Below are 14302 nucleotides of genomic sequence, written 5' to 3' on the forward strand. Positions count from 1 at the left end.
CCGTAGGCCGATCGATTGACAACGATTTGTCGACTGAAGCGACGAGCGCCCGGAGCCATAGTGGGGCGCTCCTTGCTGCGCCTGAGCATTGCCTCCACATCGGAATGCGCATACATTATGCGCATGTTGCGGAGGCCATTATGCGTAAGATTGCCTTGAATGCGATCCGTCAGCCAGCAAATCTGTCGATCGACTCGAACCTCATGCGGGAAGCCAAGGGGCTTAACGTGAATGTCTCGCGCGCTGCGGAAGCCGGCATCGCGGAGGCGGTGGCAGCTGAAAAGGGGCGGCTGTGGAAGCTTGAGAACCGTACCACGATGGATGCGTGGAACGACTACATCGACAAGAACGGCATCCCATTGGAAGAGTATCGGCAGTTCTGATGCCCCGCTATGATGTCTTCGCCGGTCGCGTTGAAGACAACTATTTGCTCGACGTCCAATCCGACCTGCTCGACAATTTCAAGACGCGGGTTGTCGTTCCGCTTCTGCCGGTCGCAACGGTGCCGCCGCCAATGCGAAAGCTTCATCCGATCTTCGAGATCAATGGACGGAAGCTGGTCATGGCGACACACCTGATCGCCACCGTTCCCGCAAGCGAATTGGTTGAAAGTCGGCTGAACCTGGCGAAGCATCACGATGACATCGTTGCCGCGCTCGACATGCTGTTCCAAGGATTCTGAACGGAGGCGACCGTCACGCCGCCCGTCTCAACCCGCCGTCTTGGCCTGCCAGGCCTTGATCGCCTCGTCGAACACCTTCTCGCCGGGAATGCCCTTTTCCATGGTCAGCAGTGCCCGCCGTCCGGTCTTGTAGACGACCGGCACGTCGATCCAGTCCTGGCCGCGCAACAGGGTCATGTTGGCGTCTTCGTCGGCCTTGGTGTCGTTGAGCGCGACGAGGAAGAAGCCGTCGGCGATCTTGGCCGGGATGCCGATCAGCGGGCTGCCGGCGTCCTGTTCCGAACTCTTCATGGCAACGCGCAATATATTGTCGACGCCGCCGCCCTCGAACCCGTCTGGGGTCAGGAAGATCATCTCGATGATATGGCTGGCCGGCAGGGTCTGGTCGGTGTTGCGACGGATGGTCATGCGCAACTGGATGTCCTTGCCGGGAATGGTCGCCTCGGCACGGATCGCAGGCTCTGGCGGCAGGTCGCCGCCGGGCGATTCCTGCACCAGCGACCAAACGATGCTGCCGGGCTCGGCTGAACCCTGCGCGGTGCTGGTGCGCTCCTCATAGAAGATCGCCTTCTGGCCGACCGGAACCGAGGTTGGCGCCACGGCCGGAGCCGGTGCCGCCGGCGGCGTTGCGGCTGCCGGTGCGGGCGGCGGCGTGGCGGCGGCATCGGCCGGGGCCGCGGGCACGGTTCCGTTGGTGGGCGGTGTCGCGGGCGGGGTGCCCGCCGCGGGCGTGGTCGCGGCTGGCGCGCCTGCCGCGGGCGTACCGGCAGCAGGCGTATTGGCAGCCGGCGTATTGGCAGCCGGCGCGGGAACCGCCGGCGCTGCCGTGGCCGGCGCATTCGTTGCCGTTGGCGGTGTCGTCAGCGCGGCGACGGATTCGCCCTCGCCTACGCCGCTTTGCCCGCCGGCTGGGCCGGGGTCGGTCTCGCCGCCTTCAGGCGTCAGCCGCTGCGTGAACTTCGTGCCTTCCGCGCCGGTCGCGGGCGCCGGCGGCGTGGCCGCGGCATCGGTCGCCGGCTTGGCCGGCGTCGTTTTCACCGGCTCGGTTTTGGCAACAACCTTGCTGCCGTCCAGGCCCAGCATCTTGCCGAAGGCATCCTTGTTCAGCCAGATGCCGTAGCCGCCGCCGGCAACGACCAGCAGTGCGACGACGGCGGCGATCAGCCCGCCATAGCTGCGCTTGCGTTCGGCCGGCCGCAAACGCTCGAAAGTGTCGGTGGCGGCAGGCGCTTCGTCATCGGCAAAGACGTCGTCCTGATCGTCGTCCCGATCCGCGTCCATCCCCGGCAAGGTCTTCTCGGAAAAGTCCGGAGCGGGCTGCACCGGCGCCGGCCTTTGCCAGCCAGGCTCGACCTTGGCGGCTGGAGCGGGCCGGTAGGGTTCGGGGTTCGCCGCCGGCTGTGCCGGCTTGTACGGCTCCGGCCTGACCGTGGCCGGGGCGGGCCGATACGGAGACGGAGCAGGAATTGCGGCAGCCTCCGCCTTGGCCGGCTGCTTGACGTGGTTCGACTGGTTCTTGTTGCGGTCGATGGAGGAAAAGATGTGTTCCAGTTCCGCGAGCGGATCCGGCTCGGGCACGCTCTTGACATAGTCCCGCTCGACGCCGGCAATGGCGTCGTCCAGCGCGCGTTTCTGTTTGTCTATGGCCTCGGAAGCCAGCGGCGGCGAATATTCCGCCAGCTTCTTCGCCAGCATGGCGCGCACGCTGTTATAGATGCGCGTACGCTTCTCGGGCGTCTCGTCGCCGTGCTTCTCGAACGCGTTTTTCAGAACAGCAACGAAATCTGCCATGCTTCAGTCGACCTGTATTTTTTTGCCTCCGCGCCGGCCCCCGCAAATCAGCCGCGATGCCCGGAAAGGCTTCAGAAACTAGTCTTGAAACGGATCAGTCACAAGTATCGTGTCGTCCCGTTCCGGGCTGGTGGAAAGGAGTGCGACCGGCGCGCCGATCAACTCCTCTATGTATCGGACATATTTGACGGCCTGGGCCGGAAGGTCGTTCCAGCTGCGTGCGCCGGCGGTGGTGCCCTTCCAGCCTTCCAAGGTCTCGTAGATGGGTTCCACGCGGGCCTGGGCGCCCTGGCTTGCCGGCAGATAGTCGATCGTCTCGCCGTCCAGCCTGTAGCCGGTGCAGACCTTGATCTCATCCAACCCGTCGAGCACGTCGAGCTTGGTCAGCGCGATGCCTTTGATGCCGTTGACGGCAACCGCCTGGCGCACCAGCACAGCGTCGAACCAGCCGCAGCGCCGCTTGCGCCCGGTGACGACACCGAATTCATGGCCGCGCGTGCCGAGGAACTCGCCGATCTCGTTCTTCTGCTCGGTCGGGAACGGACCTTCGCCGACACGCGTCGTGTAGGCCTTGGTGATGCCGAGAACATAGCCGATGGCGCCCGGGCCGACGCCGGAGCCGGCGGCGGCCTGGCCGGCGACCGTGTTGGACGAGGTGACGAACGGATAGGTGCCGTGGTCGATGTCGAGCAGCGTGCCTTGCGCGCCCTCGAACAGGATGCGCTCGCCGGCGCGGCGCTTGTCGTCGAGCACCTTCCAGACGCGGTCCATGTAGGGCAGGATGTCGTTCGCGACCGAGGTCAATTCCTGCATGATCGCATCATGCGTGACTTCGTCATGGCCGAGCCCGCGACGCAGCGCATTGTGGTGCGTCAGCAGCCTGTCGACCTTCAGGGGCAAAGTTTCCAAATCCGCCAGATCCATCACCCGCACCGCGCGCCGCCCCACCTTGTCCTCGTAGGCGGGGCCGATCCCGCGTCGGGTCGTGCCAATCTTTGTTCCGGAATTCGAAGCGGCATCCTCGCGAAACCCGTCCAGCTCCCGGTGTACGGACAGGATAAGCGCCGTGTTTTCGGCTATTTTCAGGCGATCCGGCGTCACGTCCACGCCCTGGCCTTTCAGTTTCTGCACCTCGGCGACGAAAGCATGCGGATCGAAGACCACGCCATTGCCGATGATGGACAGCTTGCCTTCCCGCACGACGCCCGAAGGCAGCAGCGACAGCTTGTAGACCTTGCCGTCGACGACCAGCGTGTGGCCGGCATTGTGGCCGCCCTGGAAACGCACCACGACATCGGCGCGCTCCGACAGCCAGTCGACGATCTTGCCCTTGCCTTCGTCGCCCCACTGCGAGCCGACGACCACCACATTGGCCATGTTTCTTTTCCCTTGAGACGCCGCCGCGCGGCTTGGATATGGTTCGAAACGACAGGCCTCTATAGCGTCAAGACCTCGCGAGTGCGACCTTTCTTTGCCGCCGAAAATGCCCTGAGGCACAACAATTTTCGGCTTTGACATCATTTACTTGGGCTGACCGGGGCAATAGGCCGGCAAACACCGCGGCCCATCCCGCGGCCGGAAGCCAGCGATGCATCGAAACGCCTACATGTTCCTGCTGCTCACCACCTTGCTGTGGGGCGGCAATTCGGTGGCCGGCAAGCTGGCGGTCGGCCACGTCTCGCCGATGACGCTGGTCTTCCTGCGCTGGATGCTGGCCGTGGCGATCCTGCTGCCGATCGGCTGGCGCACGATCCAGGAGGATTGGCCCGTCGTGCGCCGGCACTGGCTCGTGCTGGCGGCGCTTGGCGCCAGCGGCTTCACCCTGTTCAACACCATCTTCTACACCGCCCTCAACTACACCACGGCGATCAATGTCTCGATCGAACAGGCGGCGATGCCGATCCTGATCATGACAGCCAATTTCGTTTTCTTCCGCCTTCGCGTGAACTGGGCGCAGATCGCCGGCGTGGTGCTGACCATCTTGGGCGTCATCCTGACCGCCTGCCATGGTGATCCGCGCCGGCTGCTGACGCTGGAGCTCAATTTCGGCGACGCCATCATGCTCGTCGCGGTCGTTCTCTACAGCAGCTATTCGGTCGGGTTACGGCTGAAGCCGGCGATGCGCTGGCAAAGCCTGATGCTGGCCATGTCGTTCGCCGCGCTCATCACCTCACTGCCCTTCTTCCTGTGGGAAGCCGCCGCCGGCAAGGTGATCGTGCCCGACGCCCGCGGCTGGGCCGTCATCGTCTACACGGCGATCGGCGCTTCGGTCATCTCGCAGATAACCTATATCAGGGGCAACGAACTGATCGGCGCCAATCGCGCCGGCTTGTTCATCAATCTGGTGCCGATCTTCGGCACGCTGCTTTCGGTGCTGATCGTCGGCGAGACCTTCCAGCTCTATCAGGCGCTGGCGCTGGTTCTCGTTCTGGGCGGCATCGGGCTCGCGGAATACAGCGGGCGCAAGATGGCATCCGGCGTTTAACGCGCGCCTAAATTACTGCACCAATTCCTTGCGCACCGCCGCGATATCGTCCGACGAGACCGCCGAAGCGGAATTGCCCCAGCTGCCGCGCACATAGGTCAGCACGTCGGCGATTTCCTGGTCCTTCAGCCGCCATGCCAGCGAGGGCATCGAAGGCGTCGTCGGCGCGCCGGCCGTGTGCACGGCCTGGCTTCCGGCGAGAACGACGCGGGCCAGGGTCTCGGGATTGCCCTGCGCGACGATCGAGTTGCCGACAAGCGCTGGGAAAAGCGCTCCGGCCCCGGCGCCATCGCCGCCATGGCAGGCTGAGCAATTGTCATGATAGATCGCCGCGCCCGCCACCATCCGCGCCTCGTCGGGCTTGGGCGCCTGCGCATTGCCGGTGTCCGGCCCCAGGCTCTTAAGATAGACGGCCACGGCCTTGAGGTCGGGATCCGTCATTTTGGAGGTCGAGTTCTCGATCGCCTCGGCCATCGGACCGGATGCGATCGAATGCGCGTTGACGCCGGTCCTGAGGTAGGCGACCACATCCTCTTGCGACCATTTGCCCAGGCCGGATTGGGCATTGTTGGTGATGTCGGGGGCGAACCAGCCTTGCAGCGAAGCGCCTTGCAGGAAGCCGCTGTCTTGGTCCGCTCCAAGGAACGATTTGGGCGTGTGGCAGGTGCCGCAGTGCCCGGCGCCCTGGACGATATAGGCGCCGCGGTTCCATTCCGCCGATTTGGAGGGGTCGGCCTGGAAGCTTGCCTCGCTGAAGTTGAGAAGGTTCCAGCCCCACATCGCCAGCCGGATGTTCAGCGGGAACGGCAGCTGGTTGGCTTCGACCTTGTTCGAGACCGGGTCGACCGTGGTCATGTAGGCCCACAGGTCGGAAATGTCCTGCTCGTTCATCCTGGTATAGGCGGGGTAAGGCATGGCGGGATAAAGCCGCACGCCATTGTGGCCGACGCCGGTCTTCATCATGTTGCGGAAATCGCCCTCGGACCAATTGCCGATGCCCGTCTCGTGGTCGGGCGTGATGTTGGGCGGCACCAGTGCGCCGAAAGGCGTTTCGAGCGGCAGGCCGCCGGCCAGCGGCTTGCCGCCCGGCCTGGTATGACAGCCCGCGCAATCGCCGAGCACGGCCTGATACTGGCCATGGATGATCTGGTCGGCCTGGTCGGCGGCGAGCGCCGGCGTGATCGCCAGCACGGCGGCGCCGGCGGCGGCGGCGAGCGTCCTCATGCCTGCACCAAGGGGGCGCCGGGATTGCGCAAATAGTGATTGCGGATGCCGTCGGCGGCGCGGTAGGCGAGCGCGCCGACCGTTCCCGTCGGATTCTTGCCGGCATTCTGCGGAAAGGCCGAGGCGCCGATGACGAAGACGTTGGGCACATCCCAGCTTTGCAGGAAGCTGTTGACCGCACTCTTCCTAGGGTCCGTTCCCATGATGGCGCCGCCCGTATTATGGGTGCTTTGATAAGGGACGCTGTCCCAGCCCTTCTTGCGGCGGCCGACATTGTACTGCTTGCCCCCAAGCGTCTTGGCGATCTCCTCCATCCGGTCGCAGAGATAATTCGACATTCGGATATCATTGTCGGGAAAATCGAAGGTCATGCGCATGAGCGGCCGGCCGAAGCGATCCTTGTAGGTCGGATCGAGGTCGAGGTAGTTGGTGCGCGTCGCATAGCTGCTGCCCTGCGAGGAGAAGCCAAGCGTGCTTTTGTAGCCCGCGACGGTCGCCTTCTTCCAGGCGCTACCCCATTTCGGCGTGCCGGGCAGCGTCGGCCTCGTCCCGATCGGACGTCCATTGGTGGGAATGCAGTTGATGCCCGCGCCGCCGACGAAATCGAGGCCGCCATGGTCGAAGGCGTCGCCATTATAGTCGTCGATCGTCTGTCCGAGCGCGCCCGCGGCAATGAACGGATTGAAGTTCTTATCGTCGAAGAACACCTGCACGCCGGCATTGGTCTGGTAGCAATAATTGCGCCCGACGGTGCCCTCGCCGGTAGCGGGATCGTAGATCTTGCCGATGCCCGACAGCATCATCAGCCGGGCATTGTGCAGGCCGTAGGCGCACAGAAGCACGAGATCGGCCGGCTGGAAGAATTCCTGCCCCGACGTATCGACGTAGGTGACACCTCGCGCGGACTTGCCGCCGGCGGCGAGATCGACATGCAGCACCTCGCTGTCGGTGCGCACCTCGAAATTGGCCTTCTTCATCAGCACGGGAAGGATGGTGGTCTGGGCGCTGGATTTGGAGTAGTTGGCGCAGCCGAACCGCTCGCAGAATCCGCAGTAGGTGCACTGCCCCATGGTGATGCCGAGCGGATTGACATAGGTCCGCGACATGTTGGCGGACGGTGTCGGGAACGGGTGCAGTCCCATGGACCGGCCGGCATTGGCGAACAGGGTCGGCGCGTAGGTCATCTCCATTGGCGGATTTGGGTAATCCCGGGACCTCGGATCCTCGAACGGGTTGCCACCTTCCTGTATCTGCCCCTTGATATTGCCGGCCTTGCCCGAGATTCCCGCCAGATATTCGAACTGGTCGTAATACGGCTCCATCTCGGCGCCGGTCACGCCCCAGTCCTCGACCTGGAGATCGGCGATCCGCGCCGCGCCATACTTCTTGGTCAGGTTGGTCTTGATCTGGAAGTCGGAGTCCCAGAACCGCCAAGTGTGGCCGTTCCAATGGACGCCTGCGCCGCCGACGCCGTTGCCGGGCAGGAACGAGCCGAAATCGCGCATCGGCAGCGCCGTCTGCGAAGGGTCGTTGCGCATCGTCATGGTTTCGACTGCTGGCTGCAGGAACAGGTCGCGCCGCACGCTGTAGCGCAACTCGTCCTGCGCATAGCCGATGTTGAAATCGGTCGCCGTGTCGCGCCAGGGACCACGCTCGATGGCCAGCACGTCCAGGCCCTGATCGGTCAATTCATGAGCAAGGATGGACCCCGTCCAGCCGAGGCCGACGATCACGACGTCCTTGCGGGGCAGTATCGTCGTCATGGTCAGCTCCTTTTCACGAGCCATTCCGGGCTGCCCTCGATCGAGACGGGCGGCCGCGGATAGGGCTGATTGTGCTTGCTGACGTGATCCCGGTAGTCATAGCGCGCGCCGGGGAAACCAAGCATGCGCCACGACACCATGTCCTTGTTGCCGCCATAGACCGGATCGGCAAAGAACCCTTCCATCGTGTTCTGCAGCAGAAGTCCGAAGAAGCCGGCAGCCTTGACTCCATTGGGCAAGTCGACCTTTCCAGCCTCCATCGCGGCCAGGAACGTATCCTGATCGGCCGGCTGGAGTTCGGTGAATGCCTTGCCATCGCGCTGTTTCAGGAAAGCGTCTATGGCGGCCAGGCCGGAGCGGTAGCGCTGGGCCGGGTTTGCCTCGCCCTGGTAGCCCTGCGTCGGCAATGCCGGCAAAAACGGTCTTTTTGTGTAGAGCCGGCTCGACGTTCCGAACGCGCCCGTCAACTGACGGTCTATATAGACGGCGCAGCCGGCCTCCTTGCCGCCCATCGACAGATCGTCGGCGGGGATGATGCGGTCGACGATAGCCTCGACCAGCGCGGCTTCCTGCGGCGTGAAGAACTGCCAGCCGCCGGACACCACCTGCACCGGAGGATCGGAAGACAGCGGCGCCCAGGGCAGCGAGCCAGACAAGGATCGGGCAAAACCTGCCGATGTTGCCGTCACTGTAAACATCGCAGCCGAAGACAGAAAAAGACGCCGGCTCAGTCGGACAGTATTGCGATGATCCATCGAAGGCACCCAGACAGCAACAGAAGCGCGCCGGATGTTGCGCGCAAAATCATGACCAACTCAGTTAAGTTTAGATCGCATCCATCAATTGACCGCAGCGTGCGGAAAGAAACCGGGATCGTCAAGCAGATCACAAATCGTTAGATTGGGCCAGACCTTATGCTTATCTACATCCGCTAATGTACTGACGGCTAAAAAGGATATCTTGCAGCAGCTTGACGCAAGGACGCCGTTGGCGCGACGCCTGCGGCGGCGCCCGCAACGACGCAAACCGTCGGGCGGCGCCAGCGGTCGTGGAAACGCCCCGCATGCATGCCGGCAAACGGGGCGTCTGATGTATGGCTTGTCACCTCAGAGGATGTGGAGAGCTAGATCCCGCCCACATCGAACCGCAGCCGCTTTGCCGAATCGATCGACTTGTGGTCGCGCACCTGCTCCAGCACTTTCTCCGGGAACGGGGCGTCGAGATAGAGCAGTGCGATAGCGTCACCGCCCGGCCGGTTGCGGCCGAGCTGGAAGTTGGCGATGTTGACGTCGTTCTCGCCGCAGACAGTGCCGAGCAGGCCGATAATGCCGGGCGCATCGGCATTGGTCGTATACAGCATGTGTTGGCCGACCTCGGCGTCGAGATTGATGCCCTTGATCTGAATGAAGCGCGGCTTGCCGTCCGAAAAGCAGGTACCGGCGATCGAGCGCGTCATGTGCTCGGTCTTGACGGTCAGCTTGATGTAACCGTCGAAGACGCCAGATTTGTCGCGCTTGACTTCGGCGACGATGATGCCGCGCTCCTTCACCATGATCGGCGCCGACACCATGTTGACGTCGGCGACCTGCGGCCGGATCAGTCCGGCCAGGGCGGCACTGATCAGCGCCCGCGTGTTCATCGTCGCGGTCGAGCCGTCGAACAGGATCTCGACCTCGCTGATCGGATCCTCGGTGACCTGTCCGACAAAGGCGCCCAGCACTTCGGCGAGCTTGACGAAAGGCTTCAGCCGCGGCGCCTCTTCCGCCGTGATCGAGGGCATGTTGATGGCGTTGGAGACCGCGCCCTTGATCAGGTAGTCGGCCATCTGCTCGGCGACCTGCAGCGCGACATTCTCCTGCGCTTCCGCCGTCGAGGCGCCAAGGTGTGGTGTCGCCACCACGTTCTCCATGCCGAACAGCGCATTCTGCTCCGCCGGTTCGACCTCGAACACATCGATGCCGGCGCCTGCCACCTTGCCGCTCTTCAGCGCCGCGACCAGGTCGGCCTCGACCACCAGCCCGCCACGCGCGCAGTTGATGATACGCACGCCATTCTTCATCTTGGCGATCGCCGCCGCATCGATGATGTTGCGGGTCTTATCGGTCAACGGCGTGTGCAGCGTGATGAAGTCGGCGCGGGCGAAGAGTTCGTCCAGTTCCACCTTGTCGACGCCGAGCTCCTCGGCGCGCTTGTCCGACAGGAACGGATCAAAGGCGACGACGTGCATCTTCAGCCCGACGCCGCGTGTGGCGACGATCGAACCGATATTGCCGCAGCCGATGACGCCCAGCGTCTTGCCGGTGATCTCGACGCCCATGAAGCGGTTCTTCTCCCATTTGCCGGCATGGGTCGAAGCGTTGGCTTCCGGGATCTGGCGGGCGAGCGCGAAGATCATCGCCACGGCGTGTTCGGCCGTCGTGATCGAATTGCCGAAGGGCGTGTTCATCACGATGATACCCTTGCGGCTTGCCGCCGGGATATCGACATTGTCGACGCCGATGCCGGCGCGGCCGACGACCTTGAGATTGGTGGCCGCGTTGATCAGCTTCTCGGTGACCTTGGTCGCCGAACGGATGGCGAGACCGTCATACTTGCCGATCACTTCGAGCAGCTTTTCCTTGTCCTTGCCGAGGTCGGGCAGATAGTCGACCTCGACGCCGCGATCCTTGAATATCTGCACGGCGGTGGGAGAGAGTTTGTCAGAGACGAGAACGCGGGGCGCCATGGCGGCCTCCTTGAAAATGAAATTGATCCGGGAACGGACGGCCCTCGGGGCCGCCACGGAAACTCTCAGGCGGCCGCTTTGAGCGACGCCTTCTGGCTGGCAAAGGCCCAGTCGAGCCAAGGCAGCAGCGCTTCGAGATCGGAGGTCTCGACGGTTGCGCCGCACCAGATGCGCAATCCCGGCGGGGCATCGCGATAAGAACCGATGTCGTAGGCGACGCCTTCCTTGTCGAGCGTCGAGACCAGGCCCTTGGCAAACGCCGCCTGTCCATCAGCGTCGAGCGCCGCGATATCGGCGTCGGTGAAGGACAGACAGACCGACGTGTTCGAGCGTGTCGCCGGGGCCACCGCAAGATTGCCGAGCCAGGATGATCTTTCCACGAACCGGTCGAGCACGGCGGCATTGGCATCCGCCCTGGCAATCAGCGCATCGAGGCCGCCGACCGACTTCGCCCAGTTCAACGCGTCGAGATAATCCTCGACGCAAAGCATCGACGGCGTGTTGATGGTTTCGCCCTTGAAAATGCCCTCGATCAGCTTGCCGCCCGAGGTCAGGCGGAAGATTTTCGGCAGCGGCCATGAAGGCTTGTAGCTCTCCAGCCGCGCTACGGCGCGCGGCGACAGGATCAGCATGCCATGCGCGCCCTCGCCGCCCAGCACCTTCTGCCAGGAGAAGGTCACGACATCGAGCTTCTCGAAGTCGAGCCTTTGCGCGAAGGCCGCTGAAGTAGCGTCGCAAATGGTCAGACCCTTGCGATCGGCGGGAATGAAGTCACCGTCCGGCACGCGCACGCCCGAGGTCGTGCCGTTCCAAGTGAAGACCACGTCGCGATCGAAATCGATCTTGGTCAGATCAGGCAGCGCGCCATAACCGGCCTCGATCTTTCTGATATCGGCGAGTTTCAGCTGCTTGACCACGTCGGTGACCCAGCCGGAGCCGAAGCTTTCCCAGGCGACCATGTCGACGCCGCGTTCGCCGAGAAGAGACCACAGCGCCATCTCGACGGCACCTGTGTCGGAAGCCGGCACGATGCCGATGCGGTAATCGGCAGGAACCTGGAGGATTTCGCGGGTCAGCGCGATCGCCTGTTCGAGCTTGGTCTTGCCGATCTTGGCGCGGTGGGAACGGCCGAGCGCGGCAGCTTTCAGCGCCTCGACCGACCAGCCGGGACGTTTTGCGCAGGGACCAGAGGAAAAATTGGGATTTGCCGGACGGAGTCCGGGCTTCGTAAGCGTCGTCATCGTGGTCTATCCTTCCAGATAGTGGCCCCTCGTTGGGGAGGGGTGGCCCACGGACGGCGATATGCGTTCAGGCTTCGGGCGTCAAGAGGAAAGTTTTTGTCGCTGCCGGGATACCGGATGCATGTCGCCCAAAAGTGCGCGGCGGTTTTGGGGCTACGGCAGGCATCAAACAGGAGGCTCCGCGATCAGGATGCGTGACTTCAAACGCAAACGGCGGACCACAGGGATCCGCCGTGTTCGTGCCAGGCGACATATGGCTACCAGAGATCGTAGCGCAGACCGACCTTGACCTGATGATAATCCAGGCCCTTTTTGAAGACAGGGTTGCCGACATCATCTGCCGTCACGTATTTCGCCGAAGGCAGCGCCGTGTATTGATAGCCAACATCGACGGCAACATTCTTGCTGACCTGATAAGCAAAGCCGGCGCCCAGCGTATATGCCAGGCTGAACTGCTTCTCCGACTTCGTCGTCCCATCGTAGCCGCTTGGATCGTCGCATTCAAAGATCGTCGTGGTCGAACCCACTGTCGTCGAGGAATTGCGGCAATTGCGAGCGCCTTCAGCGTACTTGTAGGTGCTGTACGCTATGCCAACACCGCCTCCGACATAGGGCGTGATACCAACATAGGTGCCCAGATCGACAAACGCGCTGGCCATCACATGGTAAGCCTTGTTGTCGCCGCTGTTGGAGCTTTCGCACCCGCGGGTGCTTGGGCCTGCGAATACGCTTGTACTGCCGCCGCTGGTAACGCTCACCGTCTGCGTCCCATCGCAAGTGCTGTCGAATTTGCTGGAGAATTTGCTTGTCGGCAGCAGACCGAAATTCAATTCACCGCGGAAATAGTCGTTGAAATGATACCCCATGCCTATCGAGGCGGATAGCGGGCTGGTGTCGTGGGTCAAGCCGGCCGGCGTTTCCGAAATCTCATATGGCTTGTTGAACGCATATCCAACATCGCCGCGCAGATACCACCCCGAGCCGACCTCGACCGGCACATAATCCGGCGCCTGGTCGACATAGATCGGCGGATCGTAGTCGGCGGCGATTGCAGGCGCCAGCGGCAACAGCAGTGCGGCAAGCGCCAGCGCCATACGCGATATTGGTATCATGGTCCCCGGCTCCCGAATTCGGCGCCGTCAAACAAGCAACGGCGGCCAACGTTTCATGAGCCATTGTTAACCATAGTGGTTAAGTGCCGGTTAAGGCTAACAGAGGGTTAGCGAATTGATTTCGAACGGGCTGACCTCGGCTCATCTCAAACGAAAACCGCCCGGCTGATGCCGGGCGGTCGACGAATTCCTGGAAACTTCGAAGCGATTACTTGGTGTAGATCGGCTCGGGCTCCGGCTGATAGGCCACCACCGGCGCGGCGCAACCGTTGTTGCCGCCGAACTGGTAACGCAGACCGCCGCGCACCTCGTGGGTGTTGAAGCCGTGATCGAAGCCCGGCCCGGCGCCCGGCGTGGCGCCGGCTGGACCATACTCGAACATGCGACCGCCTTGAATATGGGAGAAACGGTAACCAGCATCGAGGATGACTTTGTCGGTCAAGCAGTAGGAGGCGCCGGCCATTACCGCGTACGCGAAGCGCCAGCTGGATGTTCCGGGGTTGGACTCGGTTGCGCCCGGGGTCGGGTCGTAGACAGTATCCCATTTGACGCGCGCTCCGCCGATACCGGCGCCGACATAGGGCGTGATGCCGTGCCAGGTGCCGATATCGACATAGGCATTTGCCAGAAGCAGCAAGGCGCTCATCTTCGACGACTCGACCGAGACCGTGGTGAGATCCGAGGTGCCGCCGTTGAAGTTCGACTTGAACCAGTAGTCGGCGGTCAGGTCGGTGCGGAAGTGTTCATTGATCTTGTAGCCGACGCCGCCGCCAAGCGAGAAGCCGCCCTTGAGCTTGCCATAGTCGAAGGACTTGCTCCCGGCGACCCCGACAGGAGGCCCGCACGGGCAAGGCGCGGCGCCGTAGGTGATGTAGTCGATGTCACCGACCTTCGACTTGTGATAGTCGAGGTCGCCACGGATATACCAGCCGCCGACATCGACCGGTTGCTCATAGACCGGCGGCGGCGCTTCTTCGACTTGCGGCTCGGGCAGGTCAGCTGCGAACACCGGCCAGGCCAAGCCCGCGAACAGCAGCGCGAACAGGGCCTTTCTTGCTGTATTGAACATGCTTGTCACCCCTAGAAACCTCGGAACGGCGATCGCGTCCGAATAAGATTGGCTTTCAGGCGTGGATAATGAATTGCAAAAGTTAAAAGGCGTTTAACCCTGTCGATTAACCACGAATCTCCAGAATCCCGGAGATCTGGCAAGGATTTCGACAGAAAGAGACCGATCCTTTGCGAACAAAAAAGCCCGCCGGAGGGGCGGGCTTCGATG

General features: G+C 62.9%; 12 protein-coding genes. 3 read left to right on the forward strand and 9 right to left on the reverse strand.

What is annotated here, in order from left to right:
• The first annotated feature begins 140 nt into the window (after positions 1 to 140).
• Together FJ527_RS07945 and FJ527_RS07950 are read left to right on the forward strand one after the other, a co-directional pair.
• Positions 141 to 383 carry a type II toxin-antitoxin system CcdA family antitoxin gene (locus FJ527_RS07945; protein WP_140822558.1) on the forward strand — a complete coding sequence of 81 codons (243 nt, stop codon included), beginning with the start codon at positions 141 to 143 and terminating at the stop codon, positions 381 to 383.
• Positions 383 to 682: a CcdB family protein gene (locus tag FJ527_RS07950; protein ID WP_015315289.1), complete on the forward strand. Its 300-nt coding sequence runs from the start codon at positions 383 to 385 to the stop codon at positions 680 to 682. Before FJ527_RS07945 ends, FJ527_RS07950 begins: the two co-directional genes overlap by 1 nt.
• Before the next feature lie 27 nt (positions 683 to 709).
• On the opposite strand, the gene FJ527_RS07955 is transcribed toward FJ527_RS07950, so the two are convergent.
• Both FJ527_RS07955 and FJ527_RS07960 read right to left on the reverse strand, forming a co-directional pair.
• Positions 710 to 2473, reverse strand: a complete 1764-nt coding sequence (locus FJ527_RS07955; protein WP_140822560.1) for a hypothetical protein — start codon at positions 2471 to 2473, stop codon at positions 710 to 712.
• Positions 2474 to 2551: 78 nt separating this feature from the next.
• Positions 2552 to 3850 carry an adenylosuccinate synthase gene (locus tag FJ527_RS07960; protein WP_015315287.1) on the reverse strand — a complete coding sequence of 433 codons (1299 nt, stop codon included), beginning with the start codon at positions 3848 to 3850 and terminating at the stop codon, positions 2552 to 2554.
• Between the two features lie 211 nt (positions 3851 to 4061).
• Here FJ527_RS07960 and FJ527_RS07965 point away from each other — a divergent pair, with 211 nt between their 5' ends.
• On the forward strand, positions 4062 to 4958 hold the full coding sequence (locus FJ527_RS07965) for a DMT family transporter (protein ID WP_140822562.1): 897 nt from the start codon (positions 4062 to 4064) through the stop codon (positions 4956 to 4958).
• 12 nt (positions 4959 to 4970) lie between these two features.
• Here the strand turns inward: FJ527_RS07965 and FJ527_RS07970 are convergent, their stop codons facing one another.
• From FJ527_RS07970 to FJ527_RS08000, 7 genes are all read right to left on the reverse strand, one after another.
• Positions 4971 to 6182: a cytochrome c gene (locus FJ527_RS07970; protein ID WP_140822564.1), complete on the reverse strand. Its 1212-nt coding sequence runs from the start codon at positions 6180 to 6182 to the stop codon at positions 4971 to 4973.
• Entirely contained in the window at positions 6179 to 7945 is a 1767-nt protein-coding gene (locus FJ527_RS07975) for a GMC family oxidoreductase (RefSeq protein ID WP_015315284.1), read from the reverse strand. Before FJ527_RS07975 ends, FJ527_RS07970 begins: the two co-directional genes overlap by 4 nt.
• A gap of 2 nt (positions 7946 to 7947) precedes the next feature.
• The gene (locus FJ527_RS07980) at positions 7948 to 8601 is read right to left on the reverse strand and encodes a gluconate 2-dehydrogenase subunit 3 family protein (protein WP_246677694.1); all 654 of its coding nucleotides are present in this window, start codon (positions 8599 to 8601) and stop codon (positions 7948 to 7950) included.
• Between the two features lie 467 nt (positions 8602 to 9068).
• Positions 9069 to 10670: a phosphoglycerate dehydrogenase gene (serA, locus tag FJ527_RS07985; RefSeq protein ID WP_140616645.1), complete on the reverse strand. Its 1602-nt coding sequence runs from the start codon at positions 10668 to 10670 to the stop codon at positions 9069 to 9071.
• 65 nt (positions 10671 to 10735) lie between these two features.
• Positions 10736 to 11911 carry a phosphoserine transaminase gene (locus FJ527_RS07990; protein WP_140822567.1) on the reverse strand — a complete coding sequence of 392 codons (1176 nt, stop codon included), beginning with the start codon at positions 11909 to 11911 and terminating at the stop codon, positions 10736 to 10738.
• 257 nt (positions 11912 to 12168) lie between these two features.
• A complete protein-coding gene (locus FJ527_RS07995; RefSeq protein WP_140822569.1) occupies positions 12169 to 13023 on the reverse strand; it encodes an outer membrane beta-barrel protein in 855 nt (284 codons plus the stop codon).
• A 208-nt stretch (positions 13024 to 13231) separates the two neighbouring features.
• Positions 13232 to 14092: an outer membrane protein gene (locus FJ527_RS08000; RefSeq protein ID WP_015315279.1), complete on the reverse strand. Its 861-nt coding sequence runs from the start codon at positions 14090 to 14092 to the stop codon at positions 13232 to 13234.
• Positions 14093 to 14302: the final 210 nt, after the last annotated feature.

It is taken from the genome of Mesorhizobium sp. B2-4-18 (assembly GCF_006441385.1).
GTDB classification, from domain to species: Bacteria; Pseudomonadota; Alphaproteobacteria; order Rhizobiales; family Rhizobiaceae; genus Mesorhizobium; species Mesorhizobium australicum.

Coding starts and splice junctions, on each gene's coding strand:
- FJ527_RS07965 (WP_140822562.1), top strand. CDS start 4,062: ATGCATCGAAACGCCTACATGTTCCTGCTGCTCACCACCTTGCTGTGG.
- FJ527_RS07960 (WP_015315287.1), bottom strand. CDS start 3,850: ATGGCCAATGTGGTGGTCGTCGGCTCGCAGTGGGGCGACGAAGGCAAG.
- FJ527_RS07945 (WP_140822558.1), top strand. CDS start 141: ATGCGTAAGATTGCCTTGAATGCGATCCGTCAGCCAGCAAATCTGTCG.
- FJ527_RS07950 (WP_015315289.1), top strand. CDS start 383: ATGCCCCGCTATGATGTCTTCGCCGGTCGCGTTGAAGACAACTATTTG.
- FJ527_RS07955 (WP_140822560.1), bottom strand. CDS start 2,473: ATGGCAGATTTCGTTGCTGTTCTGAAAAACGCGTTCGAGAAGCACGGC.
- FJ527_RS07970 (WP_140822564.1), bottom strand. CDS start 6,182: ATGAGGACGCTCGCCGCCGCCGCCGGCGCCGCCGTGCTGGCGATCACG.
- FJ527_RS07990 (WP_140822567.1), bottom strand. CDS start 11,911: ATGACGACGCTTACGAAGCCCGGACTCCGTCCGGCAAATCCCAATTTT.
- FJ527_RS08000 (WP_015315279.1), bottom strand. CDS start 14,092: ATGTTCAATACAGCAAGAAAGGCCCTGTTCGCGCTGCTGTTCGCGGGC.
- FJ527_RS07975 (WP_015315284.1), bottom strand. CDS start 7,945: ATGACGACGATACTGCCCCGCAAGGACGTCGTGATCGTCGGCCTCGGC.
- FJ527_RS07995 (WP_140822569.1), bottom strand. CDS start 13,023: ATGATACCAATATCGCGTATGGCGCTGGCGCTTGCCGCACTGCTGTTG.
- serA (WP_140616645.1), bottom strand. CDS start 10,670: ATGGCGCCCCGCGTTCTCGTCTCTGACAAACTCTCTCCCACCGCCGTG.